Below are 26,899 nucleotides of genomic sequence, written 5' to 3'. Positions count from 1 at the left end.
TGGGTGAGTGCTTCTTGCGGAGCATCATGGCACCACGGCGAACCGTCGCGTGCCTGCAGACTCCGCTTCGCTTCGGTTCTCTGACGAGGAACGGCTAGCGCCTCTTTCGGTCCGCTGGTGCGGCGGCCTGCCGGCCTGATGCGGAGGCCTGGCGGCCACGGCAGGGTTCTCTTGGGGGCACATCCCCCGGCCGGTCAAGGATGACACGAGCGCCCCAGCGGCACCTCCCCGATCTTCCTGCGCTTCGCTTCGTGCAGACCGGGTGCCCCTCCACCGGGCCGTCCCTGACCGCCCTCCCCCTGGCGTTGGCTCTTTGCCTTTTGCGCCAAACGCATGTGCGTTGGCTCAAAAGCAAAACCATTTCAGGAGGTCACCATGTCCAAAACCGCAGCCGCTCCGCGTGTGGATGTCTACACGAAGATCACCAACCAGATTGTCGCCCAGCTTGAACAGGGCGTGCGGCCATGGCTTCGCCCGTGGCACGCAGACCATGCCGCCGGCCGGGTAAGCCGGCCCCTGCGGCATAACGGCAAGCCCTACTCCGGCATCAATATCCTTGCCCTGTGGATGACCGCCGAGCTGAGCGGCTTCGCCTCGCCGTTCTGGCTCACCTTCCAGCAGGCCCTTGAACTCGGCGGACATGTCAGGAAAGGCGAACACGGTGCGACTGTGGTCTACGCCTCAACCTTCACCAAGAGCGAGGAGACCGACAGCGGCGAGGACATTGAGGAGAAGATCCCGTTCCTCAAGCAATACACCGTCTTTTGTGCCGACCAGTGCGAAGGCCTCCCCGCCCACTTCTACCAGCTTGCAACACCGCCCACTGAGAAGCTGGAACGGATCGAACGAGCGGACCGGTTCTTCGCCGCAACGGGTGCGAACATTCAGACCGGAGGGAATCAGGCGTTCTACGCCATCGAGCCCGACTTCATCCGCATGCCGCCCTTCGAGGCGTTCCGAGATGCCGAATCCCATGCTGCGACGCTCGCCCATGAGCTGACGCACTGGACGCGGCATCCGTCCCGCCTCAATCGTGACTTCGGCCGGAAGCGCTTCGGAGATGAAGGGTACGCGATCGAGGAGCTCGTGGCAGAGCTTGGATCGGCGTTCCTTTGTGCAGATTTGCAGCTCACCCCAGAAGTGCGGGACGACCATGCGAGCTATCTGGCGAGCTGGCTGAAGGTACTCAAAGACGACAAACGAGCGGTTTTTACTGCCGCTTCGCATGCGTCCAAGGCAATCGACCTGCTGCATGGCCTGCAACCGCAGCCGGATGCCTGATCCCTCTTCCTTCCCGCCCGCTGGCCCTTCGGCTGGCGGGCCGTCCATTCCACATTTCCGGAGCCGTTCATCATGGAACCCGCACAGACCCTTCGAGACCTGATTGCCGCCATGCAGGCGGGCGACGCCGCCCGGTGCCGCGAACTCGCAGCAGCCCTTCGGGGCTGGATCGCTCGCGGCGGCTACGCTCCGCCTGGACACACTGCCATTTCGATCGAGTGCTATCTGAACTCCGTGGCTCGCCGGATTGACGGATGCGGACCGCAGCCAGTCTTCACCCTCATCTGCTGCGACTGCGATGCAGGAGAGGAGATCGACACCGAGGAACAGGCGATGCTGGAAGGCTGGAGCGAGATAGGTCCGGCATTTGAGCTGCCGCAGGCGAACTTTGTCGGACGGTGCCCGTTCTGCAAGGACGCATGAGCGGACCATCGGTTGCTCACGCTGTGGTCGCAACTGTCGATAGGATCAGTGCAAAGGGCGGGTAACTTACCCGCCCGTTTTTTTTACCACTCGATTCTCTCGACCACGGCTTCGGCCGCGGATGCGTTCATGAACGCGACCTGATCGGCTTCCTGAATGAAGGTCACGCGATGGCGGAGGAGTCCTGCGAGCAGGCCGATGCCCTGGGCATTAGGCCGGTGAAAATTCCGTCCTGTCAGTTTGATGATTGACCCCGGAAACATCAGCGAGATCACCCCGGAAGGGTCTGATTCCACCGCTTGCAACCAGGCGTACCCCAAGGCCCGCATGCTGCCGTCTTTTCGCCGCAGCTCCAGCATAATTGCCCGGTCCCGGATGCCACGCAGGAATCCAAAGGCGCCGCAATCCTGCACGCCTTCGCCGTCATCCGCTTCCGTGGCTGCGACCGGCGGGCGCGTGTATCGCTCCAGCACACTATCGTTCATAGGCTAGCTCCCTGCTGGACTGGCGATGCAATGGACCTGCCAGCTGTTGCTCACGTGACGGCCATCCGCCACGCTCGCTGAGCATGTCAGAGGACAGCAGCTCTGTCGCGGATAATCGTTCATCGCTGCGATGCACCGCATCCAGCAACTGCGTCTTGTTGTCGGTGTAGATGGTGACCTGTTTTCGGCCGCGTGAAGCCGAGACGTAGAACTGCTCGCGTGATGAAGCGGCGAAGCTCGCCGCGGACTGTCCGATGAACACGCGATCGACGTCCGTTCCCTGCGACGCATGGCTGGTGACGACAAAGCCATAGGCCAGATGACCGTATTCGCGGTCGATCGTCCATCCCTTGTCAGTCACGATGTTGCCGGTTCGATCGAATCCCGCGACCTGCACCAGATCGCCGTTATTTAAACGGTGCTTACGGTCAGCAGTCGTGCCATTGCGGGTGACTCGCAGCACGTCGCCCTCGGCCACGGCCAGCTCACCTGCGTGAAACACACTGAATCGTGCCGCCTGATCAAGCGGCGGTGGCTCCTCGCCGACTGTTACACGTTGTCCCTTGGCGAAGCCTTTCGCATTCTGGTGAAAGACCAGTACGTCCCCGGCCGCATAGTTCACCCTATCCTGACGCTCACCTTCGGTCAGACTCGCATTCTGCAGGACGGTCAGCCGATGTTCTTCGCCGGTGATCCGGCCGGCCGATCGCAATCGCTCGCGAATGGAGCGGGTAATCCGTGCCGCCTCAATGTGCGTTGGCGATACCACAAGTGCCGATTCGCCCGCCGCGACCGTTGCCACATAGTCGGCAGCAAGCCGCTCGTAGCGCTCGGATGCGTCAATTTCTTTTACCCACCCCATCGCGTCGAGCTTGGCAAAGCCTTCGCTCGTACGATCCTCACTGAGATCCTCGATCGCCTGCTTGTACCGGCTTTTCTGCCGCTGGATCTCTTTGATTTCGGCGGGCACCAGCCCCGCCTCTTCTTCGAGCAGCCGCAAAGCGGCTCCTCGCTCGACCGAACCGTGCTGCCTGCGATCACCTGACAAAACGACGCGGGCATCGAGTCGTTCGGCCAACTCGAACACGCTGGCCATGGTCCGCGTGCCGACCATGCCGGCTTCGTCGATCCATATCACCTGTCCGGCAATCTGCTGCTGCAGCTTCTCGTCGAGCAGCAGCCGCTGGACGGTGTCGGCATTTTCAAACCCTTTCTCGCGTAGCACGCCGCGACTGGCCTTTGCCGACGGAGCAAATGTGAAAACCTGCTGGCCGCTTTCCTCAATGCCCTCGGCGGCCTCCTGCATCATCGACGTCTTACCGACACCTGCCGCCCCGCGTACCAGCATCACCTGATCGCGCGAATAGAGCACATGCTCCACGGCCTGCCGCTGACCTTCATTGAGCCATTCGCGTTTGAAGCGATGCGGCTCGGCCGCGAAAGCCCTGCGGGTTCCTCTTCCGCCACGTGCAAATTGCAGCATACGCCGCTCCTCGGAGAGGACCTGCGCGGTGGTCACCATCCGCCGCCCCTTGCGTTCACGCACGATCAGCTTCTCGCGGCGGAAGGCATCCTCGACCGCGTCGACAGTCGTCTTGCCGACGACACGCTTGAGCGATTCAGCCTGCAGCTCACGCTCGGCGACGACGGATTTGCGTTCGAACAAATGGTCCGAGGCCATGGCAATGCCGTGGCGTGCGGCGTCAGGGTCTTCGCGATGAGGCGTCTGCCCGATATGGGAGGCGACATGCTCCAGGCTCGACTGCTCATCTGCGGTCAGGCGCGACCTCCACTCAGCCCGCAGCTCCTCCATAGTGAGGTGCTTTTGCTTTCGCTCGCGTGTGCGAGCCCCAAGCGAATCCTTCTCCGCGTCATCGACGATGCCTTTGCGTCGCGCCTCCTCTTCGATCTCCGCCGTCCGCCGCGAAAACTTTTCGACCATCGACGGTGTGATGCCGGCAATTTCCCAACCGGTCCGCGATCGCTCGATGTCGAGCCCCAGCTGGGCGAGCTTGTATCCGAGCCGAACATGAAATTTCGCCTCGAAATACGGTGCGTCACGTTTGAGGCTGCCGAACTGTCCCGCCTTCCAGGCATGCTCTTCTTCGTCATATGTCGTGTTGAACACGAAGCAATGGGCGTGCAGATGTGGGTCGGGTAAGCCATCGACCGGCCGCGCGGTCAGATGAACGAACTCGCCCCACACCGCATTGCCGGTCGTTCGATCTTCGCTTCGCCCGCCCTTTCGGACCCGCGTCTGCATCTCGGTCTCGACGTCATCCATGGTTTCACGCACGGCGTCGCGGAATGCGTCGAGCAGCCGATCGTCCTGCGTCATCGCATGCAGAACGGACACGCTTTTGGGCACATGGAAATTGAAGTCATAGCCCACCCGTCGATTGTCCTTGCGGCGAAGCGTCAGCGTCTGGCCAGTATTGGGATCGCGGTTGTCGCACAGTGCGTCCCATTGCTGCGGTCGAATCTCACCGTCTAGGCCCAGGCGACGAGCCCCTTCGCCCCGCCATTGGCCGACGAGTTCCTGGCCTTCGGTGTAATAGTCCGCCGTGCTGTAGTAGCTCTTGGCCTGTCCGGCAGACGTGCTCTCGATGATGCGCAGCATGCGAGATTCTACCTTCGCATTGATTGAAGAACCGTTAAACCAGTTCGCCTGTCACTACCTGTCACTCGATGGCAGCCTGTGGCAGCGTGCGAAGCTGTCCGACATCTGGGGGCAGCGTGCCGCAGCTCGGATTTTCCGAAGGTGATCTCCAGCCGCTCGCACCGGTTCCACGCACACGGCCGGATTGAATGGCACGGTAAAGCCGCCGCCGGCCTTGCAAGCAGAGAATCGGCTCCCCCTTAAGGTCTCCCCCAATTCTCAGCTTGCAAGAGCGCTGCGCTCCGGCTTACGCGGCTTTTGAAGGGTGCCATCAGGCCGCGATGGGCGTGGCCGGTAACTCAAAAGAAGGAGACCACACAATGACTGACAATCCTACCACCTCGGGCAAAGCCCCCAGCCATATCGCCTACCAGGTCCGCGACCGCGAAGGACGCAAAGGCTTCTGGACACGCATTGGCAGTGCTTGGGCACACACCGACGGCAGCGGCTTCAACATCCAGCTTGAATGCGTCCCGCTCGATGGCCGCATCACGCTCCGCATTGCCACCGACAAGAAAGACTGAATCAACCCGCGGGCGGGCCGCACGGCTCGCCCGCACCAACCAGAAGGGACTATCCATATGAATCTCACCATTATGTCAGTTGACTATCACCGCAACGGCATCGCTGGCGCTCCGTTTCACGCCGTGATCTTCGATGATCCTGAGCAAGATCTGATGCTCGGTATCGTCTTCCAGCAGGAGCACCATGTCGCTGTCTTCAATCTGACAAAGCTTGCCAATCACGATATTGCATTCGGTTCAAATTCCTGGCGAGGCGATCGATACGAACCGCACCTGCGGGAGGCGATCACAAAACACAATCTGCAGGCCGCGGCACCGGCCGATGTGACGACCCTCACGCCGTTTGATGACTACGAAATCAGCGGAGTGCGGGAGTTCGGTTGCGGGACGGATCGTTTCTGCGAGCGAGTACCAGACGAGGAAGCCACCTTCTGGAGCCTCTACGGTCACATCCCCGGTAAGGGAGCGCAGTGCATCGGCGATTTCAAGAGCCGTTCCTGTGCTGAGGAAGTCTATTTCCTCATCACCAAAACGGACTACAACGCCCCGCGGTTAAATGAAGGAGCTCAGCCATGACTCAGCCCAACATGACCAATGCTCTGAGAGCCGCTCGCGCCGAGCGAATCCTCTCCCGATTTCGCATGGGAGACGATCTTCCAACAAGCCTCGTCGATCTCCTTGCCGATGCCATGCACTGGTGCGACTACGCGGGCGAAGACTTCCACTTCGCATTTGCACAGGCGTGCCGCCACTACATCCATGAATGCAACGATCAACAGCAAGACGAAAGGAGACTCATTCCATGATCTCGCCCCTCCCCTTCAATCCCTTTATCAACCCCGCCTACTCTGCCCGCATGTCGGACGAGCGCCAACCCGTGATGGCACGGCTGCCCCTTGCCCCCATGAACGCGAGCCCGGTTCCAAGCCTGACGAGTCTTTATCACGACCCGGTGGCCGGGGACTACGGCGATCGACGCTATCCCGGCAATTGCGGCGGAAACCTGATCCGCGACCTGCTGTGCTACTTCGGAGCGATGCGCGTCTTCGATCCGATGTCAGGAAGCGGGACGTGCCGCGACGTCTGCCGCGAGCTCGGAGTCGATAGCTGGTCCGGTGACATTCACCGCGGTTTTGACCTATGCGAACACGCCTCATTTCACGGTGACAATCGAATCGTCGACCCTGAGTCGTTTGACTTCGCCTGGCTGCATCCGCCCTATTGGCGACAGAAGCTCTACGCCGACGATCCGCGCGATCTGTCCCGTGCCCCCTCGCTGGAAACATTCCTCGACCGCTACCGACTGGCAATCGCCCATTCGGCGCAGGTGCTGGTACCGGGCGGCAAGCTCGCGATTCTGATGGGCGACTATCAGGACCGCGAGGCGGGATTCGTCCCCCTCACCTACCACACCAAACGCCTTGCCTTCGCGTGCGGGCTGCGGCAATGTGGCACTGACATCATCCGCTTCAGCCATGGGGCTAGCAGCTCGCGGAAGGTCTACCGCTCGGCGTTCATTCCCGGACTGCATGATGTCTGCATGATCTTCGAGAAAGCCCAATGACAGACGAATGCCACGACATCCTCGACGACCTGTTCCATGGCTGCGCCTTCGCGGCCTATGTCGAGCTGGCTGTCGCCTGTCGTGGCATTCCCGACGAGGAAGCGACCCGCAGGCTCGCATTTCGCCTCTACGAAGAAGCCCTGGCTGAGAGACACTCGGGGCTGCTAAGCCCAAACGCCAGTTGACGCAGGCCTCATGTGAGCGTCCCGGATCGGGACATTCCGGCACGAATCCGCACACGGCATTTTGGAGAAGTCAGTTAACCGACTGATGAAAAACGGAAAAAATGATTTGTCAGACATCTCCCCTAAGCAGTGCTTAGGCCGACTTTCACCGTGAAAGACAGAAAGTCAGCTTTCATGAAAGCTTTCCATCAGGCCTGAAAGATGGCAGGACAGCAGGGCAGATTTACTGCTTGCATGAAAGACAGCAAGATGGAATGAATGCATGATGGCATGATGTCCATCCAGACATCCTCAAATCCATCAAGCTTTCTTGCTGGCTGGCTGTCCTGCTGGTTTGCCAGAGAGCCTACAAGATGGCAAGCATGAGATCATGAACTCCAGCCTCCTTGCCGTCTGGCACTCTGTCCGGCTGGCCAGATGGAATGCCAGCAATCAATCTTGCATGAAATAATGCTTGTCAGCTTGCCGCAACCGCGCTACGGTCGGAGGATGATCATCTCGATTGCAAATTCCAAGGGCGGCGTCGGCAAGTCGACGCTCGCCGTTCATCTCGCAGCATGGCTGCATGCCCAAGGCCATACCGTCACGCTGGCCGACTGCGACACCCAGCATTCGTCGTCGGAGTGGATTCGCGAGGCGATCCCCGAGGTGAAGATTGTTCGTCTGGATGACGCGAACGCAATTCTTGACCAGCTACCGCAGCTCGCGCAGGAAACCGACTATGTGGTAGCGGATGGCCCAGGCAGTCAAACCGAAACAAGCCTTGCGCTGCTGCTGCGTGCAGAGCTCGCGATCGTGCCGTGCAAAGCATCCATGCTGGAAGTCCGAGCCCTCGCCAAAGCGACCGACGTGCTTCGCAGGGCGCAAGATATTCGCCAGGGGCTTCCCGAGGCGGTGATCGTTCTGAGCATGATTGGGAAGAACTACCGCCTGACGAAAGACATGAAGGACGCCGCGGCGGCGTTGAAACTGCCGATGGCTCGGAACGCGTTGACGCTTCGGCAGATCTACGCAGACGCTCCAGGCCAGGCAAAAGTCGTTTGGCAGATGGGCTCCCGCGCCAAGGAGGCCGCCACAGAAGTCGAGAACGTGTTCCATGAAATTTTGCCTAGCGCGGTAAGGTCGAAGCAGTTGCGCAAGTCGAGAGAGAAGGTGGCGTAGAGAGGGACGATGAAAGATCGCAGATCATTGGTTGACGGCCTTAAGCAAACGCCGACGCTGGACAGGAAGACGGAGCAGGATTTCGTATTTCAGCACAAGTCGCCTGTCGCGGAGCCGCCCAAACCTGCATCCCCATCAACCGGGCCTGCATCGGCCGCCGCGGTGGCTCGTTCGCCCCTCAGCACACGCATTCGGTCGGACTATGCAGAGGCGTTGAAACGTGCTTCGCTGCAACGGCAGCTTGAGAAAGTCGAGCCGAACACAATCAGCGAGATTCTCGAAGCGGCATTGAAAGAATGGCTGACATCACACGGCCATCTGTCGGCGAACCCCGCCTAGCCAGGGCGCCCGCGACGCTCGAACCATTTTTTGCAGAATCCGACAAAGGCGGCTTCCGGATCACGCGGCGCCTCTGCCATCCAGCCGCGCCATTCCTGCTCCAGGTAATAGACGTCCCAGCCGGGCGCCACGATCCGCGCATCGTTGTAGGCATCCGTGGCCAGACCTCGCAGTGGGATCTGCTCAATGGCGGAGGAGGCGGGCACGCTGCCACGGCTGCGAAAGATCACCATGTCAGAGTCGTCGAGCTCGACCGAGTAGTCGGGAATGTGGTGAAAGCGGCGATCCTCTTCGACGATATTCGTCACCAGCCGGCGGAATTCCTTCTCCGTTGAGGCCGAGCCGCATTTTTTCTGGAGCAGGGGAAGCGAGATTTTCCATTCGTCCTTTTTGCCGCAATGTTTGCGGGCCAGCTCGTACATGCGGCGTTCAAGAGGTTTGCGCAGCCGGAAATAGTCGCGATGCAGCGTCAGGACTTCCTGGTGGCGGATTGCGTTGAAGACCCAGTCCGACAGCCGCACTTCGAGATCCTGCATGCGCCCGTCGCGTGTCTGGCGAACGATGGTAGCACGGTCGATCAGGCCGAACGTCTCGAACACTTCCTGACCACCCGTGGTGATATTGGTGCTGATGCGCGTCCCGGAGAGCCGCTCCAGTGCGGCCTTCAAGGCCTCGTATCCCTGCCCGCTTGTCATACGGTTTGTCGCCTTGAGCAGATCGTGCGCTTTGAACCGGACCACCTGTGAGACCGGCTGGCCGGCATTCATCGCGGCCATCAGCTGGCTGATGCAGTAGATCAGGATGTCGCGGTCATGCACCGTCGCGAGGCCATCCGACGATGGCTTCACCTCGACGAAGACTTCGCCGTGCTCGTATCGGCGGACGCGGTGATCGGGCTTGGTCGAGAGGGAGAAGATCGGATGCTGCATCGATGCCATATCGCCCTTTGGCGCGGCATCCATCAGATCGCAGACGAAAAAGTCGGGCGTCGGATGCCGATCAGGGAGGAGGGGGAGACGTTCTTTGGCAAGCTCATTCATCGGAGCGATACTTCGTCATTTCACACACCGAGTCAAGAAGTTTCGTCATTTCACACACCGGCTGGCGCCTTTCGATCTTTCACCCACCGCCGAAGGCCCAAAGGGGTCTGCGTCGGAAAAGTTTCGATGGTTTACACACCAAGTTTCGATGGTTTGCACACCGACTTTCGATGGTTTACACACCAGCCATCTAAAATTCTCCGCCAGACTCAATCGCTTATTGAGCACTATCCACAGCGTAACACTCTATTTAACACTAAGTATTTAACACTCAGCGATCACCTGTGGATAAGTTCCGATTTGTCGCTGGCCGGGGCAGTAGGGCACCATGCCCGAAAGACGGTGATCGCGGCGATTCCGCAAGCATGCATTCAGGGGGTGGGTGACCGTCGCAGGTGCAAGATCCCGGCCGCCTTCCCACGCCGACCCCTCAGCATGCAGGTTGTTGCCGGTTGGTCGAACGGGGTGGACACGGTACAATTGTCCCGTGAGCCGTTCAGGCAATTGCTGACCGGTCAGTTGTCCGCTGCAACACCCAATTCAGTAAGGGCTTGCGTCTTCCCAATGGATCGGGGCAGGGGTGGCAGGGGGCAAGCGTGCCGAAGAAGCGTCGGCGGCACGGCAAAGTTTGTGCTTGTCAACATGGAACATCCCTGCGATGTGTGAATCGTGACTTCGCATACCGAAAAAAGCCCCCGAGCGAGACGCGGCATGGAAGCCCGCAAGAGTGGCGGAACGATGCATGTAGACCGACTCCTTACGATGTTTCAGGCGTTCCGCGAACGGAACGATGAGCTCTTCGTGCGCGCGGCGGAAGGGGTGATTTCAGACGAATTGGCGGCCAATCATCACGCTGAAGCCCGTGAGCTTCGGAAGGCTCTTCGAGCCGGCGGAGAAAGTCGGACGGCTGGGCCTGCAAACGGCCTGACGGTGATCCCTCGCGACCGCAAAAACGGCGAGTCGCTGGTGACGTTGCTCGATCCGCATTTCGATGCTCATCGAGTGATGCTGGCCGCCGAGTCGCGAACCCAGATCAATCGTGCCATCGACGAGCATCTCAACCGCAGCAAATTGCTCTCAAACGGATTCCGTCCCAAAACCAAGCTACTGTTTTGGGGACCTCCAGGCTGCGGAAAGACACTGACTGCCCATCTAATTGCCAGCGAACTCGGCTTACCGCTCGGTGTCGTTCGGCTCAATGCGCTGATTACGAGCTTTCTGGGCGAAACAGCCTCTCACATCCAGCGTGTCTTCGATCTTGCTCAGGCAACGCCGATGGTTCTGCTGATCGATGAAGCAGACGCCATCGCCAAAGACCGCGATGACGGGAACGACGTCGGTGAGCTCAAACGTGTAGTCAACAGCCTGCTGCAGGCAATGGACACTTTCACTTCATCCGAAAGCCTTGTCATCTCGGCGAGCAATCACCAGTATCTGCTCGACAATGCGCTGTGGCGTCGATTTGACGATATCGTTTTTTTCCCACCGCCATCACAGGATTTGGTTCGCAAGTTTCTTGCGGACCGGCTCAACGGCGTGAAGGTTGTGGGAGAGCTCGACGCGGCAGCGAAGAGTGCGGCTTCGTTGTCGTTCGCTGAGATTGAGCGATGCGCCATCGAGGCCGTAAAGACAATGATCCTGACCGAGCGAACTGAACTGCGCAGTTCGGAACTGACAGCGCAGTTCAAGGCGTATCGATCTCTTCTTCAGCGGGCGCGGGCCAAACGCGCGACAAAAACCAAATAGCCATGAATGAAGGTTTCCCACCTCTCTCTTTTCAGCCTTCCGAGACTCGACCGCGCCGCAAAGAGGTGGGACGTCCCATCCCGCTTCCCCCGGAACTGCTCGCCAGGCGACAAGAGATTGCCAGGGTGCTTCAGGTCCAAGTATCCGAGCTCTCCCGACGCCTGAAGAAGATGTCGGAGAAGGAGCGACGGGCTGTTTTCTACAAGCTTCAGAACGATGTGGGGGTCAATCCCAAGACACTGCTGGTGGGAACCGATCTTCAGGTCATTGCGCAGCCCTCGTCAGAGGTCGTCTATGCCGTTCCCAAGAGCGACAACCTCGATAAAGTTGCGAAGAAGATTCAGGAGTTCGGAGCGGCGCCGCTTGTCAAAGGCCACGCCAAGAATGAGTGGCTGGGGCGTCTGACAAGCATTGAGGAGGGAGACCCGAAGGACAGACTGTCGGACGATCTTCGACAGGATTACGCCGTGCTGATTAAGAAGCCGCAGGTCATCTGCGAGATCGAATTCCTTTCGCTGGTCGCTGGCGACGTCAAACGCCGCGAAGAGATCGAAGATTGGATCACAGACCTTCAGAAAGAATTCTCACTCGGTGTCCACGGCAATTTCTTTGAACACGAGATTGCGCCCCCCGTTTGCCGGGCGGTGATCCGGTGTACCGGGGCTTTCTTCAAGCGATTGGTCGAAGAGCCGAAGTGGATCGCACGGATTCGGTGGATCGAATCAAAACCGAGGTTTCAGACGTTCTCGGAAATCACCGAGTCCTTTCGCGTTCAGGATCTAGCTGAACTGAAGGCACCGCCGAAATCCGCCCCAATTGTCTGTGTCATCGATTCCGGTGTGACGCCGGGCAACCCGTTCCTGAAGCCAGTCGTCCATACGGGGCTGACTAAGTCGTTCCTCAAGCACCAGCCAACAAATCCGAACGACGAGAACGGACACGGGTCGGCCGTTGCGTCCCTCGTTGCGTATCACGGCCTGAATCTCGCCACCGGAGCCGAAAACACACCCAAGCTGTGGGTGGCCAGCGCCCGTATTCTCGACGCCAACAATCAAATCGAGGACGAACGCCTGTTCTCGAGCGTGCTCGAGGAGGTGGTGAAGACCTTTGCTCCAAAGGGAATCAAGATCTACTGTCTTGCGGTCGGCGACGACTCGAAGATCTGGCACGACGGCACCCGAAGGTCGCTGCCGCGAAAGTCGTGGGTGGCGCGACGGATTGACCAGCTCTCCCGCAAGTACGATGTCGTTTTCGTCACCTGCACGGGTAATGTTTCGTTGCGAGCCCTGTCGGACCTGATGAAGGCAGGAACGGGCTACCCGGCTTGCTTTACTTCCGACGAAGGCCATCTGCTGGACCCCGGCCACGCAGCATTGGCGCTGACGGTGGGATCGGTCGCAGCGGGAACCAAGATCGCATCTGCACGTGACGGGCAGGCCTTGGCGCTTCGCAATCAGCCATCGCCATTCACTCGATGCGGACCCGGAATCCGAGGTGAGATTAAACCCGAGATCGTCGAGTACGGTGGTAATCTGGCCGTGGACCCCGCGTCGAAACAGGTCCGGGAGAACAAGGCCCTTCAGGTCGTCACTGCCAGCAAGCAGCTGACTCCGGCGATCGCGTATCACACCGGGACGAGCTTCGCGGCGCCGCGTGCTGCGCATCGACTAGCTCTGGTCGACCAGGATCTTCGCTCCCTCGGCGTAAAACCAACCGCCTCACTCCTGCGTGCTTTCCTTGTCAACTCCACCATGAGTTGGGCGAATTCAAGAGAACTCAACACCGTTCGCGACGGGCTGGCGAAGGCAAAAGCTCCGGAGAAACTGGAGATGCTGCTGGGATACGGTCTTGCGGATCACAATCGGGCAACTGCGTGCGATGACTACTCCGTTGTATCATTTTTTCAGGGAGAGATCGCTGGCGACGAGGTCATGTTCTTCGACATCACTGTCCCGGCGGCACTTGCGAAATCATCGAGCCCGCGGCGTCTAACCGTGACAGTCGCGCATGCCCCTGAGGTTCAACGATGGGGACTAGAGCGGTACTGCGGAACAGATATCAAGTGGCGCATGTTCAGAGGGGACAAAAGCCGCGACGAGATCGTCGCCGCGATGTCCGAGTCGGTATCCGTGTCGGATGAAGATCTTGAACCAGAGGAGGACAAGGAGGGAGAAGAAGACGATCGGACTCTTCCGAAGGAGCTGAAGTTCTATCCAAATCTCACGAAGCGCTCGCGAGGCACGGTCCAACACGCGAGCCACGAATGGACGCACCACAAACGAGAGTACAGCGATGGCAACTACACCCTCGCGATCGCCTGCTACAAACGCTGGACTAGAAACGTGCAGAAGGTCCCAATCGCCGTTGTTGTGCGGCTTGAGGAACTGGGGCGGACCATACCCATTTACATCCATGTGAGGAATGCGATTGAGGTTGAGGTGTGAACCCGACAGCACTGGGGAGCGGCAGCGTTCACGGCGGGCTAAAAGCCAAGGGCATCAATCCGGATGCCGATCCAATGAGGATTTCCGAAAGGTGTCAACCCGCAGAACTGGTTTGTTCCGAGGCGAATCCGAGCGAGAATTCTGCGAGTCTCTCTTCGGGCGTTGGAAGCCATGCGCCGCACGTGTCGCGGACAACACATCCGACGCATCGAAGCGGATCGTAGACCTTCATACCATGGATCGCAGGCGCGTAGGCGTGAAGCGTGATTAGGGGCGCATCGTGCGGATTGATCATTGAGTGGATGGTCGGTGCCTTCACGAAGATGGGCCGTGCGCTGGTGCGCTCGACATCCGTCAGGAGCTCAAGCTTCCCCGCTCGCAATGTGAAGCGACGTTCCCGGGCCGTTCCGTTGAGGATTCGGATGAATCCAAACGACGCGCCGTGGTCATGCGGCGCACACTCGTGCTTCGACGCCCAGTTCATCAGCAGAACTTCGATGCCGCCTTCGCTGAGAATGAGCCTCCTGCCGTAAGGGTTACCGTTGGGAGGCTCAAGAAACGTCGCGATGTCGCCCGCGGTCACTCGCAGGTCCGAAATCAGCCGGAAAATGTCGACTGGACGCCGTGCTTTCAGGCTGGCAATTGCAACAGAGAGCCGCGACTGAAGCGTCACCATGATTTTCTCCTTCGTTGTTGCGAAACTCTCCGCCAAGATCGATGCGTCTTCGGACTCGCATCAGGTACGCCTTTTCAAAGGCACGCTGGTAGTCCGCAGGGGACAGCTCGCCGGTGGGCTGATTGCCGAGGAGTTCTTTCGCGGACAGACACACTTCCTTGGCGGCGTCAGAGGTCAGGTTGCCGCAGCGTCGGGCAATGGCCTCTTCGAAGAGTTCCGGGTCGATATCATCTGTCCCGTCAGTAGTCGCTGGACGAAGCATGCGTGTCCTCCGCTCCTGTGAATGGAACGGAAGCATCGTCCCGCTTTTCCGGAGCGCCGTTTTGCTTCCCACGAACATTCAGCGTTCGGCGTAGAGCCGCCGACTCAAGTGTCGGAAGGAAGACGTCCAAGACCGGGTCTCGGCGTAGGTTTTGCCGCCCGAGCGGGACTGGATGGCCCGTGGTACTGTTTTGGTACTGTCGTTGGCCGCATCAGCCCAATGTGAGTAGAATGCCGCTCCAATGCGGGATTCGACGTGAATCGCCGCAAATCCTTAGCCGCAATGTCACTTCAATGTGCTTGCAGCTCCAGCGAGAGTGGCGGAACTGGCAGACGCACTGGACTTAGGATCTAGCGGGGAAACTCGTGCAGGTTCGACTCCTGTCTCTCGCATGGCTTTCGCATCCTGGCCCGTGAGGATGCGCGCCGGTCGGTCACCAGCGGCGGGAAGATTGTCTGGGACGTGCCGGACTTGCCTGGCCCCTGGGCTTCGTTTCACCGCAGCTCCGAAGACGTCTCCCGTCGCGGTGAGGCCGTCTGAGGACTGCTGGCGGCCCGCGGACCGAGACCGAGTGTTTTGAACACCTGCTCCGACGTGCTGAGGACCTTCTCGATCCGACTGTTGTAGAACAGCCACGAGAACGCCGTCACAAAGACGCCAAACAGACCGGCGATCATGTAGCCGTTCGCCACCCATGTTGCGAGTGAAGCGTTCGGAGACCCGGTCCAGCCAAGCAGGAAGATCAGGGCGCTGAACACCATGCTCGAGCCGTGAAGAGCGACCGCCTCGAAAATGAATGGGTTGGACGCCGCCTTCTCCCGCACCTCGAACGTGAAGTTTTCGTAGAGGTCCCCCGAGCGACGGAGAAAGATCCCGATCGTCATGATGCGGATCATGATGTGCAGGCTGATCAGGTCGACGTAGGCACAGATCAGCGGGACAAGACAGAGAAGCGACCGGACGCTGTCCGCGACCTTTCCGTCGGGAAGGTGCACTCCCAACGCGACCGAGGAGACCGCCGCCCCGGCGATCAGCTTCCACTTCAGGAAGTCGGCCTGCGACTTCTGCGATTCCACGATCTCCTGCCGCAGCGCGGCATGCAACTCGTGCTGATGGTGTTCGGCCATGTGCCGATGCCTCCCGTGACACGGCCCCTGAGACTGATGCTGGGGATATACCCACGCGGTTTCCCGCTTGTCAACGACTTTGAGCCGGCCCGCACTCGGACGGGTGCATTCAGCGATTTGTGGGCCGTGAAGGCGAGGAGCCCGTGAAGCGGCCCGCGAGTCTCTCTCGTGGAGCGCGGTTCCTCCGCAACCCAGCTGCTCTCACTCCCCACAGCGCGGGTCAGGCAAATATCTCGCCGATGTCGGCCAGCGATTCCAGGTAGCAGGCTCGGACCTCTTCCCCGCTGAGGTTCCCGCACTTGCGGTCTGCGGAGCGCTCCACCCGTTCATGCGACTCGGCGCATCGCACGACCTCGCCGATCGGTCCCATGCGGTGAGCGACGGCCCCCAGGATCTCTTCCGAGAGGGGAAGGAGCTTCGCGATCTCCTCGAAGGGCATGTCGAGGACAGCGTCGAGCGCCGACACCAGCCCCGCCATGTAACAGGCGCTCGAGTCGCAGCCGGGGACCCGACGGCCGAGCTTTTCGCACAGCAGAGCCCGCAATGTCGCATTGCGGAGAGTCTCGGGGCGCTGGCAGGTGAGGTTCGACGTCGACACGATCATCACCAGCGACCGGACCCCCCGCAGCCCGAGGAACTGGATCGCCTGGTGAAGCGATTCCACACGCCGCGGCACCCCGCAGCGGGCTGAGTTGATGAATCGCAGCAGCTTGAAGCTGAGGTTGGCGTCGGTCCGCAGCGTCCGTTCAATGTCCTCGATCGTCACGTCCGGGCGATTGAGTTGTCCCATGAGCTGCAGGAGGGCCAATTGTCCCCCCGGCACCTCCCGGCTCGTCAGCATCTGCGGCCGCGAGAAGAAGTAGCCCTGCATCAGGTCGTAGCCGAGCTGGCGGCAGAGATCGAAGTCCTCCTGCGTTTCGACCTTTTCCGCGAGGACCGTGACGTCGTACTCACGAAACTGCTCCAGCTGCCGCCCCCACTCGTCGCGCGGTACGCGGGGGAGCTCGACCTTCACGAATGTCGCGAGCGGCAGAAGCGGACGCAGCCGTTCCTCGAAGACGACGTCGTCCAGTGCAATCCGGAATCCGTCGTCGACGAGTTTCTGAACGCCGCGGACAAGCGGCTCATCGATCTCGATGTCTTCCAGCACCTCGAGGACCAGCCGCTCGGACGCCATCGGCAGCGGCAACTCTCCCGTAAAGAACTCCCGCGTCAGATTGATGAATGCGGGAGCGGTGCCGACGATCCGGTCCAGTCCGATGGTGACGAACGCATTCGACAGCAGCTCGGACGTCGCGCGAGAGGCGTCGTCGATGACAGCCCGGTTCTCCTGGCTGTTCCGGAACAGGACTTCGTAGGCATAGACCTGCTGCTGGCGATCGAAGATCGGCTGTCGTGCCACGTAAACGTCGCGCATCTCAACCTCGGCGCCGGTCGACCGCCACGAAAGAGAATCCGGCTGACGTCAGCAGGAGAGAACCGCTGGCTGACCTCACTGGCCCAACGTGTTCCGGACGCCGCCGTTGGAAGAATGCCGTCGGACCGTCGCAATTCTCCCGCTCGCGCCGCTTCCACGCCGGTCCGCGGCAACGGTGAAACCGTCGACGGATCGGTCTGCTCGACACGAGATGAGGCCCTAATGCGAATCAGACGAGCCCGCAGCCTTCACTCTCTTCCGCACCGGAGACCACCAGGAACTTCTCGCCCCTCACGGTCTTCATCCGGCATAAGAAGTCGTTCAGGGTCGGCGCAAGTTAGGATCGTCTGATGCGACTATCAAGATGACTTTTTCTCGCATTGGAACGTTTGTTAGGACGCGCCGGCTGAAGCCGCCCCTTCAGATCATACGGGCGATCGGAGGCTGCCGCGGATCTGATCAAAAAGTGCCGCAATGGCGCGCAGAGAGCCAGTCTAAAATTGCGCCTTCCCGGTGAGAATTCCATCTTGGCTCGTAGTGGTCGGGGTGCGGCGATCGTCGGCTCGAACTGCGTCCCTGCCGGCGTAGCGCGTTAGCTCAAACCCAATGTGCCACGGCCGCTTGGGGTCAAGGGGGTCTCACCCCCTTGCCGCCGGAGGCGCTTCCATGAGGAACCGTGGTAAGCAACGGACGTCCCCTTTGTGGAACCGGCGTCGAGGGCTCCACGCCTGCTCTGGACTCCCCACGGGTTGGTGAGGGGGCATCCGGCACGTGGTCCGCGCTTGGACACGTGCTCCTTCAGACATCTCTCGACGGTCAGGCCTCGGGCGGGCAAAGGGCCCCAAAAAACGATACAGGCCCCTCTGCACTCCGCACCAGGGCGAGCCCCTGGACCCCGGTTGAGCCAGCGATGTTGAACCGCACGTCGTCGTACACGAATTCCACCCAATAGCCCCCTCGCGATATCATCCGATTGCTCGCGCGTCGCAAGGTCCCGGAGAAGCAAATGACCGCGCCGTCATGGACCCGCAGAGAGTTTATCGCCTCGCTCACCGGCGGCTCGCTCGCCCTCCTGTCGACTCCCTGGGCCTGGGGCGAAGGAAGCCGCGATCCGCTCGCCTCCCCGCAGCCCGATGAAGGCGTCGCCCAATACGTGCAGCGCGTCACCGGGCGGTTCGACGACACCCTCTACAAGCGAATCCTCGGCTCCGCCAACGAGTTCAAGGAGGGAGACGCGATCGTCGGAGTCGCCGCCGCCGATGACAACGAGCGGTCCCACGCACGCCAGATCCTCCTCCAGACGAAGCTCGGAGAGATCGACGCCCATCCCCCCCTCATCGACGATCTCTACCGGCATCTCCAGTCGAGCCTCGACCCCGCCGTGCAGACGCGGCTGAGCGGCTGGACCTTCGCGGAGCTCAAGACCTTTCTCCTCACCCAGGACGAGCCGGCGATCCACATGGTCCTGCCGGGCCTGTCGAGCGACGTCATCGGCTGCCTCGTCAAGCTTCTGACGAACGCCGAGCTGACCACCCTCGGAGCCCGCGTCTTCCATCCGCTCCCCGGCTCGCAGATCGGCGCGAAGGGATACCTCGGCGCACGGATCCAGCCCAATTCACCAACCGACAACGTTGACGACATCCGCTGGCAGGTCCTGTGCGGGTTCTCGTACGCAGTCGGAGACGTGGTCCTGGGAAACAACCCCGTCTCCAGCGACCCTAGATCGGTCGCCGCGATCGAGCGGACGCTGCGGGAGGTCCTGGAAGTCTTCGAGCTGACGGACGCCCTGCCGCACTGCGTCCTGGCGCATATCGACGTCCAGGCCGAGGTCGAGCGAACCGAGCCGGGATCGACCGCACTCTGGTTCCAGAGCATCGCTGGAAGCGACACCGCCAACGCAACCTTCGATCTCACGCTCGAGAAGATGCTCCGGTACGCCGAGAGCCGGACGGGACCGTACGGGCTGTACTTCGAGACTGGCCAGGGGGCGGACTTCACGAACGGCCACGGCCACGGCTTCGACATGGTGCTGCACGAGTCGCGGAAGTACGGCTTCGCGCGGCTCCTCTCGCAGAAGGTAGCGGCGGCCCGTGCCCGGGCGGGGCACCCCGGACGCCCGTGGGTCCACCTCAACGACGTGGCGGGGTTCATCGGCCCCGAGGTCTTCCGGACCCGCGAGCAGCTCGTCCGCTGCTGCCTCGAAGACATCGTTATGGGGAAGCTGCACGGCCTGTGCATCGGTCTCGACGTCTGCTCGACGCTCCACATGAGCGTCTCGCTCGACGATCTCGACTGGTGCCTTGAGCAGCTCGTCCCGGCCCAGCCCGCCTACCTCATGGCGCTGCCGACCAAGATCGACCCGATGCTCGGCTACCTGACGACCGGCTACCAGGACCACGTCCGGCTGCGGGAGAAGTTCGGCTGCAAGGTCAATGACCGGATGTGGCGGTTCTTCCAGGAGCTCGGCGTGATCGACGAGTCGGGCCGCCCGACGGAGCACTTCGGCGATCCGCTGTGGGTCTACCTCCAGTATTGCCGGCGGAAACACGACGACCGCCCGGACGACGCGATCCTCGCCGAAGGCCGGGCCGGCATGGCCGCCGTCCGGGGGCGGGGCCTGTTCCTCGCGGAAGGGTGGGGAGAGCGGCCGTCGGACCTCGCGCCGCGTCTTCGCCAGGAGATCCGCCGGATCTACGACGACTCGAAGGAGAGCATCTGGGCCGAATTCGACGACCGCTTCACCCCGTCGATTCCGGCCGCCACGCTCCTGGCGACGCGGTCAGCCGATCGCCGCGACTACATCCTGCATCCCGAAACCGGGGAGACGCTGAGCGAGCCCGCGGCGATGTCGCTCGCCGCGCTCAAGGAACGACACGCCGGACGCTATGACGTCCAAGTCGTGATCTCAGACGGCCTCAACGCCTTGGCGATTATGGACCGTCAGCAGCTGCAGCCATTCCTCGAGACGCTCCGCTCCAGCCTGTTGCGGGAGAATTTCCGCGTGGCCCCCGAGCATCTCGTCGTCCGCTCCGGACGGGTGAGGGCGGGGTACCGGATCGGGGAAGCCCTCTTCGCCGGTCTCGACGGCCGCCGGGCCCTGATCCACGTCATCGGCGAGCGCCCCGGCAGCGGACATCGGACGTTCTCGGTCTATCTCACGGCTCCCGAGGGTGCGACGTGGGGAGCCACGGGAACCACAGGCCGCGTCGACCACCATCTCACGCGCGTCGTCGCGGGAATCGCCAACACGGCCCTCGTCCCGGACAAGGGGGCAGACGAAGTGACCCGCCTCCTGAAGGAACTCTGGACGGCGTGACGGAGCGTATTCGTTAAACACAAAGACACCGAGAGGTCACCAAGAGCACAAAGTCTGGCGTTGCGGTGTTATGCCTTGGTGAACTTTGTGCCTTCTTTGTGCCTTTGTGTTTAACTCTTCCGCGATGACTTCGGACGGGGCTAGTCGGTGACGCGCCGCGGAGGCGTCGAATCAGGCATTCGCCCCAGGTGTCGCAGGGCGATCTCCAGAGCGGTCCCGGCCGTCGACGGCCGGTCGATGAGGTGGTGCAGCACGTCCTTGAGCCCCTGCTCGAGGAGGAAGGCGTCGCACAGGAGGTCGAAGTCTGTCTGGCTCTGGTCCAGGAACTTGCGGCCGGCGACCGCCTCGCGGTATCCGTCGGCAAAGGTCTGCTTCACCATGCCGCTCCAGAAGTCCCGCCACTGCGCGAGCAGGTCATAATCCTCTGGACGCACGACTCCGACCGCCTGCCCCCGGCGACTGCTGATGCCGTTGAGGGCGGAGATCGAGACGTACTCGAACGAGTGCAGCATCCCCGCGACATCGCGGATTGGCGACCGCTTGATCCGCCGCTCCCCGACCGAACGCCCGCCACTCTCGAAATCAGTCAGCACGAGCTCCCGTCCCGAGCGGACGAAGTGCCCCAGGTGGCAGTCTCCGTGGATACGGACCCGCCACGCCGGAATCGGCCGCTCCGCGAGCTGGTGGAAGTGACGGTCAATCGCCGGCTCGCAGTTGGAAAGTGCCTGGGCCATCGCGCGGAACTCGTCCGGCAGTGTGTCCAGCCGCGCCCGGAGCTCGTGCAGGGTCCGCACGGCGAGATTCCGCAGCGACTGATAGAGGGACCGCTGATACTGGGTCCCGTACGGCTCCGGAGCAAAGTTCGGGTCGTCGACACCCGACGTGGTCTCGATGTGCAGGTCGGCGAGGCGGCGGCCCAGCGAGCGGGCGGTCTCGAGATAGGAGCCGACCGTCGCCAGGACATCCGGAGCCAGTGCGTGTGGAGCCGAGTCCGCCGCTCCGATGTCGGAATAGGGGTCCGCATCCGTCCGCCCGGGAGCGGAGGGAGACACGGGAAGCGGGGCAGGGGAGACGTACTCCGGACGCACCGGCAGAGGAGCCGAGGCGCGGAGCGCCTCCGGAAGCGCAAGGACCCGGTCGAAGAAGCTGCTCAGCTCGTCGAGCGTCAGCTGCCAGGCGGTCCCCTCATTGATCACGAACGATGTGACCGAAGCCAGGATCATCGGTTCATCCCGCCGCCGCCGGTACTCGATCGCTCCCAGCCACTGCGGGGCGTAGGCAAAGCTCCGCGACTCGGTCAGCCAGCGTCCGAGCTCGAGCTCCGGCCGCGGGGTGACTTCGACCCGCTGGAACTCCGTCAGGACGATCTGCTCGCCCAGGAGGACGGAGCTCGACGAGCCTCCCGGGGCCAGCGGCCGGACGGGGAGGTTCGCCACATCGTCCGCGGCCAGGGCATGCGACCGGTTGGGAACGCCGGTCACGATCCCGTTGTCATGTCCGCGAAGCTGCCGCCCCTCACGGACGACGTCCAGGAGGGCTCGCTCGAACGACGGAATCGAGCGGCCGTCGACGAGGAGTCCGGCGGCCCGCCCGACCACGCGGGCCAGCACGCGGGGCGGCGCGTCGGCGGACATCCCGAGTCCCGCTGCCACCATCTCCTCGTCGATAAGCAACAGCGGAATCCAAGTCCGCTCCGCTCGAGCGCCGACAATGTCGAGCTCGCAGATCAGCAGGTACGCCATCTTCGAGTCGTAGGCGAGCGGCACGCAGTCCGAGATCCGGAGATTGCGGAGAGGCCGTCCGTCGCCGCCGCTCAGGCGGGATCGCCGCAGGTCGCCAAGGAGGATCGGCTCGAGCTGGTCGAGCGACGGATCGGTCGGAAGCTGCTCCCAGGGTCGGGAGAGGAAGATCGCCGGGAGATCCTCCGCGGGCGCTTCGCCGGCTCCCCCCGTTCCCGTTCCGGAGGGGACCATCTGCGGCGCGAGAGAAAACCAGTAGAACGAGTGCGGGCCAAGCATCAGGAAGTACGGCGACTTCCCGACAGGCGGAAACCGCGTCCCGCCGAACAGCTCGACCGGGGCCGCCCCTTCATAAGCAGAGAGGTCGAGCTCCGCGTACTGGACGAAGCGGGAGAGGTTGGCGACGACGAGGATCGTCTCGTCCTCCGTGATCCGCAGGAAGGCCAGGATGTGACGGTTGACGGGGCGGAGGAACTCCATCCTTCCGCGGCTGAAGGCCCGGTGCTGGCGGCGGATCCCGATCAGCCGCTTCATCCACCACAGGAGCGAGTTGAGGTTGTTCTGCTGCGCCTCGACGTTGATCGCCTCGTAGTGGTACTCGGGGTCGATGATGATCGGCAGGTAGAGCTTCTGCGGGTTCGCTCGCGAGAATCCGGCGTTCCGGTCGGCGCTCCACTGCATCGGCGTCCGGACCCCGTTGCGGTCCCCGAGGTAGATGTTGTCACCCATCCCGATCTCGTCGCCGTAGTACAGAACCGGCGTGCCGGGGAGCGAGAACAGGAGACCGTTCATGAGCTCGATCCGGCGACGGTTGTTCCCCAGGAGGGGCGCAAGGCGGCGGCGGATGCCGAGGTTGATCCGGGCCCGCGGGTCGGTCGCATAGGCCTGATACATGTAGTCCCGCTCTTCGTCGGTCACCATTTCGAGCGTCAGCTCGTCGTGGTTCCGGAGGAACATCGCCCACTGGCAGTTCTCCGGGATCGTCGGAGTCTGCTCCATGATGTCGATGATCGGGAGGCGGTCCTCGGTGTGCATCGCCATGAAGAGGCGGGGCATGACGGGGAAATGGAACGCCATGTGGCACTCGTCGCCGTCGCCGAAGTAGGCGATCGAATCCTCAGGCCACTGGTTCGCCTCGGCGAGGAGCATGCGGTCGGGCCACTTCTCGTCGACGTGCGCGCGGAACGCCTTCAGGAAGGCGTGAGTCTCCGGGAGGTTCTCGCAGTTCGTCCCTTCCCGCTCGTAGAGGTACGGGATGGCGTCGAGCCGCACGCCGTCCACGCCCATGCCGAGCCAGAAGTCGGCGATCGGGAAGAGGGCGTCCCAGACCGCCCGGTTGTCGAAATTGAGGTCCGGCTGGTGGGAGTAGAAGCGATGCCAGTAATGCGACTGGGCGACCTTGTCCCACGTCCAGTTCGATGTTTCGAAGTCCTTGAAGATGATCCGCGCGTCGGCGTACTTGTCGGCGGCATCGCTCCAGACGTAGAAGTCCCGCTCGACCGACCCCGGCGGGGCCCGCCGCGCCCGCTGGAACCAGGGATGCTGGTCCGAGGTGTGGTTGATGACCAGTTCGGTGATCACCCGCAGGCCGCGAGCGTGGGCCGCCTCCAGGAACTCCTGGAAGGCTTCGAGCGTCCCGTAATCGCGGTTGATGCTTGTGTAGTCCGCGATGTCATACCCGTCGTCGCGGAGCGGAGACGGATAGAACGGGAGGACCCAGATCGCCGTGACCCCCAGATCCTGGAGGTAGTCGAGCTTCTGCGAGAGACCGCGGAAGTCTCCGGTCCCTTCGCCCAGGCTGTCATGGAAGGCCCGGACGTGCAGTTCGTAGATGACCGCGTCCTTGTACCACAGCGGTTCGCGCTTCAGCATCGCTCTCTCCTCGACACAGGAGGCCCGTCACACTCGTATCGCCGCTTCTTCTCCGCATCTGTGTTCGTCAGTGTCTATCCGTGGCTAAAGAACTCTTTCGGGCCACACATGAACACAGATAAACACGGATCAGTGAGGCTTCTCCAATTGCGGTTTCGCAAGGGGGCGTTGCTCACGGCGCGGCTCAGCGGGAGCTTCGCCTCCCGCGAGCCGGGATGCCGGCACTGCTCTCTCAGGGCTGGTTGATCGTCGTTCCGCCGCGGGTTTCGGACGGCGGGAGATCGATCTGCAAAATCGGGACCTTGTCGATGACTTCGCTCGCCACGTAGGTCGCGGGCTCGCGTTTCTCTTCCTGTTCCTGCGGCGGCGGAACCAGCCGCAGCACCGCCAGGGACCGTCCTCCCAGGATGTACTTCGTGCCGCTTGGAAGCGGCTCGTCCCCTTCGGGAAGCTTGTTCGTGTCGAGGAGGGTCTTCCAGCCGCACGCGCCGGTGACGGCGGGGAGCGTGAAATCGAGGCGGTCGTAGTAGGCGTTGAGCAGCACCAGGAGGCTCTCGCCCCGGATCGGCTCGCCGTGGGCGTCGATCTCGCCGATCATCTCGCCGTCGAGATAGAGGCCGAGGCACTGCACGAAGCCGGCGTTCCAGGCCTCGTCCGTCATCGACTGGCCGTCGGGCGAATACCACGCGATGTCGCGGTGTTCCTGGCCGCGGATCGAACGACCCTGGAAGAACTTCTGACGCTGAAAGACTGGGTTGATCTTCCGCAGGGCGATGACGCTCTGCGTGAACGCCAGGAGTTCCTTCTGCGAGTCCGTCAGGCTCCAGTCGATCCAGGTCAGCTCGGAGTCGTGGCAGTAGGCGTTGTTGTTGCCGCTCTGCGTGTTGCCGATCTCATCGCCGGCCAGCAGCATCGGCACCCCCTGGGAAAGCAGAAGGGTCGCCAGCATGTTCCGCTTCTGCCGCTCGCGAAGGACCTTGATCGCGGCGTCGTCGGTTGCCCCTTCCGCGCCGCAGTTCCAGCTCATGTTGTTGTCGGAGCCGTCGCGGTTGTTCTCGCCGTTGGCGTCGTTGTGCTTGCCGTTGTAACTCACCAGGTCATTGAGCGTGAAACCGTCGTGACAGGTGATGAAGTTGATGCTGGAGTAGGGCCGGCGGCTGCTCCATTCGTAGAGGTCCGCGGACCCGCACAGCCGCGTCGCGAACTCGCTCGCCGTTCCCCCTTCGCCCTTCCAGAACTTGCGGACGTTGTCGCGGTACTTCCCGTTCCATTCCGACCAGAGGGAGGGAAAGTTGCCGACCTGGTAGCCGCCGTCTCCCAGGTCCCACGGCTCGGCGATGAGCTTGACCTGCGAGAGGATCGGGTCCTGGTGGATGATGTCGAAGAACGCCCCCAGGCGGTCGACTTCATAGAGCTCGCGGGCCAGCGTGCTGGCGAGGTCGAAGCGGAACCCGTCGACATGCATCTCCGTGACCCAGTAACGGAGACTGTCCATGATGAACTGCAGGACCCGCGGCTGCCGCATCAGGAAGGTGTTGCCGCAGCCCGTAAAGTCCATGTAGTACCGGGCGTCCGGCGCAGTCCGGTAGTACGAGGCGTTGTCGATCCCCCGCCAGGAGAGGGTCGGCCCCATCTGGTTCCCCTCGCAGGTGTGGTTGTAGACCACGTCGAGGATCACCTCGAACCCGGCGGTGTGGAGCGTGCGGACCATCGACTTGAATTCGCGGATCGTCTCGTCGGACGTCCCGGTCGAGGAGTACCGCGTATCCGGAGCGAAGAACGCCAGCGTGTTGTAGCCCCAGTAGTTCGTCAGCTCCTTCTCCACCAGATGCCGGTCGTCGAGGCGGTGGAAGACCGGGAGGAACTCGACCGCGGTCACGCCGAGCGATTTGAGGTACTGGATCGCCGCCTCGGAGGCGAAACCGGCATACGTCCCGCGGATCTCTTCCGGAACGTGCGGATTGAGTTTGCTGAAGCCTTTGACGTGGGCCTCGTAGATGATCGTTTCGTGCCATGGGGTCCGCGGCGGGCGGTCGTCCCCCCAGGTGAAGGCGGTGTCGATGACGCGGCCGAGCGGCGCAAAAGGGGCGCTGTCCCGCTCGTCCATCGAGAGGTCCGCCTTCGGGTCGTCGAACTTGTAGCCGAACAGCTCGTCGGCCCAGCGGACGTCGCGGCCGATCGCCTTGGCGTAGGGGTCGAGGAGGACCTTGTTCGAGTTGAACCGGTGCCCGTTCGCGGGATCGAAGGGGCCGTGCATCCGATAGCCGTAGAGCTGCCCCGGCCGGACATCCGGCAGGTAACAGTGCCACACCATGTCCTTCCGCTCGGTGAGCCGGATCCGACGATACTCCGCGGTGGCGTCCGCGGAGTCAAAGAGGCACAGATCGACCGCCTCGGCGTTTTCCGAGAAGATCGCAAAGTTGACGCCGTTACCGTCCCAGGTCGCTCCCAGGGGATAAGGCCGCCCGCGCCAGACTCGCATCGTCGACTCCACTTGTGGACTCCTGGACGCCGTTGCACTGACAGAGGCCTGGTCGGAAGTCCCGACCGCGACGGATGACATCGGCGTGTTCTGCTCGTTTCCCGCGTCCATATCCTACTACCCTCTCTCTCGTTTTCCCTGGACGCGCGCTCCTTCG

At 62.0% G+C, this 26,899-nt stretch carries 21 protein-coding genes and 1 tRNA gene; 14 read left to right on the top strand and 8 right to left on the bottom strand.

Going from position 1 to position 26,899, the window contains the following annotated elements; translation table 11 throughout:
* The first annotated feature begins 375 nt into the window (after positions 1-375).
* Together VT03_RS31775 and VT03_RS31770 are read left to right on the top strand one after the other, a co-directional pair.
* Positions 376-1,281, top strand: a complete 906-nt coding sequence (locus VT03_RS31775) for an ArdC family protein (RefSeq protein WP_075096728.1) — start codon at positions 376-378, stop codon at positions 1,279-1,281.
* A gap of 72 nt (positions 1,282-1,353) precedes the next feature.
* On the top strand, positions 1,354-1,704 hold the full coding sequence (locus tag VT03_RS31770) for a hypothetical protein (protein ID WP_075096727.1): 351 nt from the start codon (positions 1,354-1,356) through the stop codon (positions 1,702-1,704).
* Positions 1,705-1,787: 83 nt separating this feature from the next.
* Here VT03_RS31770 and VT03_RS31765 read toward each other — a convergent pair whose 3' ends face one another.
* The gene (locus VT03_RS31765) at positions 1,788-2,189 is read right to left on the bottom strand and encodes a hypothetical protein (RefSeq protein WP_156514924.1); all 402 of its coding nucleotides are present in this window, start codon (positions 2,187-2,189) and stop codon (positions 1,788-1,790) included.
* Complete coding sequence (mobF, locus tag VT03_RS31760) at positions 2,179-4,809, bottom strand: MobF family relaxase (RefSeq protein ID WP_075096725.1); 2,631 nt, start codon at positions 4,807-4,809, stop codon at positions 2,179-2,181. The genes VT03_RS31765 and mobF overlap by 11 nt, the downstream gene beginning before the upstream one ends.
* 359 nt (positions 4,810-5,168) lie before the next feature.
* On the opposite strand from mobF, the gene VT03_RS31755 reads away from it, so the two are divergent.
* The 7 genes from VT03_RS31755 to VT03_RS33970 all read left to right on the top strand — a co-directional run bounded on the left by VT03_RS31755 (position 5,169) and on the right by VT03_RS33970 (position 8,621).
* Positions 5,169-5,372 (top strand): hypothetical protein, encoded by a 204-nt coding sequence (locus VT03_RS31755; protein WP_075096724.1) that lies wholly within the window; start codon positions 5,169-5,171, stop codon positions 5,370-5,372.
* 57 nt (positions 5,373-5,429) lie between these two features.
* Positions 5,430-5,948, top strand: coding sequence for a hypothetical protein (locus VT03_RS31750; RefSeq protein ID WP_156514923.1), 519 nt, complete (start codon positions 5,430-5,432; stop codon positions 5,946-5,948).
* Positions 5,945-6,178 (top strand): hypothetical protein, encoded by a 234-nt coding sequence (locus VT03_RS31745; RefSeq protein WP_075096722.1) that lies wholly within the window; start codon positions 5,945-5,947, stop codon positions 6,176-6,178. Before VT03_RS31750 ends, VT03_RS31745 begins: the two co-directional genes overlap by 4 nt.
* Positions 6,175-6,936, top strand: coding sequence for a hypothetical protein (locus VT03_RS31740; RefSeq protein ID WP_075096721.1), 762 nt, complete (start codon positions 6,175-6,177; stop codon positions 6,934-6,936). Before VT03_RS31745 ends, VT03_RS31740 begins: the two co-directional genes overlap by 4 nt.
* Positions 6,933-7,121 (top strand): hypothetical protein, encoded by a 189-nt coding sequence (locus VT03_RS31735; protein ID WP_075096720.1) that lies wholly within the window; start codon positions 6,933-6,935, stop codon positions 7,119-7,121. The genes VT03_RS31740 and VT03_RS31735 overlap by 4 nt, the downstream gene beginning before the upstream one ends.
* Positions 7,122-7,610: 489 nt before the next feature.
* Complete coding sequence (locus tag VT03_RS31730) at positions 7,611-8,282, top strand: AAA family ATPase (RefSeq protein ID WP_075097395.1); 672 nt, start codon at positions 7,611-7,613, stop codon at positions 8,280-8,282.
* A 9-nt stretch (positions 8,283-8,291) separates the two neighbouring features.
* The gene (locus VT03_RS33970; RefSeq protein WP_156514922.1) at positions 8,292-8,621 is read left to right on the top strand and encodes a hypothetical protein; all 330 of its coding nucleotides are present in this window, start codon (positions 8,292-8,294) and stop codon (positions 8,619-8,621) included.
* On the opposite strand, the gene VT03_RS31725 is transcribed toward VT03_RS33970, so the two are convergent.
* A complete protein-coding gene (locus tag VT03_RS31725) occupies positions 8,618-9,661 on the bottom strand; it encodes a replication initiator protein A (protein ID WP_075096719.1) in 1,044 nt (347 codons plus the stop codon). The two genes, VT03_RS33970 and VT03_RS31725, sit on opposite strands and share 4 nt — an antisense overlap.
* 711 nt (positions 9,662-10,372) lie before the next feature.
* Between VT03_RS31725 and VT03_RS31720 the strand changes: the two genes are divergently transcribed.
* Together VT03_RS31720 and VT03_RS31715 are read left to right on the top strand one after the other, a co-directional pair.
* Complete coding sequence (locus VT03_RS31720; RefSeq protein WP_197489135.1) at positions 10,373-11,407, top strand: AAA family ATPase; 1,035 nt, start codon at positions 10,373-10,375, stop codon at positions 11,405-11,407.
* Between the two features lie 2 nt (positions 11,408-11,409).
* On the top strand, positions 11,410-13,851 hold the full coding sequence (locus VT03_RS31715) for a S8 family peptidase (protein WP_075096718.1): 2,442 nt from the start codon (positions 11,410-11,412) through the stop codon (positions 13,849-13,851).
* A 94-nt stretch (positions 13,852-13,945) separates the two neighbouring features.
* On the opposite strand, the gene VT03_RS31710 is transcribed toward VT03_RS31715, so the two are convergent.
* On the bottom strand, positions 13,946-14,527 hold the full coding sequence (locus VT03_RS31710) for a cysteine dioxygenase (RefSeq protein WP_075096717.1): 582 nt from the start codon (positions 14,525-14,527) through the stop codon (positions 13,946-13,948).
* On the opposite strand from VT03_RS31710, the gene VT03_RS31705 reads away from it, so the two are divergent.
* Positions 14,526-14,810: a hypothetical protein gene (locus VT03_RS31705; protein ID WP_075096716.1), complete on the top strand. Its 285-nt coding sequence runs from the start codon at positions 14,526-14,528 to the stop codon at positions 14,808-14,810. The two genes, VT03_RS31710 and VT03_RS31705, sit on opposite strands and share 2 nt — an antisense overlap.
* 289 nt (positions 14,811-15,099) lie before the next feature.
* A tRNA-Leu gene (locus tag VT03_RS31700) sits at positions 15,100-15,181 on the top strand.
* 102 nt (positions 15,182-15,283) lie between these two features.
* Here VT03_RS31700 and VT03_RS31695 read toward each other — a convergent pair.
* Positions 15,284-15,916: a hypothetical protein gene (locus tag VT03_RS31695; protein ID WP_075096715.1), complete on the bottom strand. Its 633-nt coding sequence runs from the start codon at positions 15,914-15,916 to the stop codon at positions 15,284-15,286.
* A 220-nt stretch (positions 15,917-16,136) separates the two neighbouring features.
* Positions 16,137-17,333, bottom strand: a complete 1,197-nt coding sequence (locus tag VT03_RS31690; RefSeq protein WP_075096714.1) for an EAL and HDOD domain-containing protein — start codon at positions 17,331-17,333, stop codon at positions 16,137-16,139.
* Positions 17,334-18,339: 1,006 nt separating this feature from the next.
* Here VT03_RS31690 and eutB point away from each other — a divergent pair.
* Positions 18,340-20,649 (top strand): ethanolamine ammonia-lyase subunit EutB, encoded by a 2,310-nt coding sequence (gene eutB / locus VT03_RS31685; protein ID WP_075096713.1) that lies wholly within the window; start codon positions 18,340-18,342, stop codon positions 20,647-20,649.
* A 140-nt stretch (positions 20,650-20,789) separates the two neighbouring features.
* On the opposite strand, the gene treS is transcribed toward eutB, so the two are convergent.
* Positions 20,790-24,260, bottom strand: a complete 3,471-nt coding sequence (gene treS, locus VT03_RS31680) for a maltose alpha-D-glucosyltransferase (RefSeq protein WP_075096712.1) — start codon at positions 24,258-24,260, stop codon at positions 20,790-20,792.
* Between the two features lie 232 nt (positions 24,261-24,492).
* Positions 24,493-26,742: a glycogen debranching protein GlgX gene (glgX, locus tag VT03_RS31675; RefSeq protein ID WP_082846851.1), complete on the bottom strand. Its 2,250-nt coding sequence runs from the start codon at positions 26,740-26,742 to the stop codon at positions 24,493-24,495.
* Between the last annotated feature and the right edge of the window lie 157 nt (positions 26,743-26,899).

This window comes from Planctomyces sp. SH-PL14 (genome assembly GCF_001610835.1).
Classification (GTDB): domain Bacteria; phylum Planctomycetota; class Planctomycetia; order Planctomycetales; family Planctomycetaceae; genus Planctomyces_A.
Note: the sequence above shows the minus strand (reverse complement) of the source record. Positions and strands in the feature narration are given on the sequence as shown.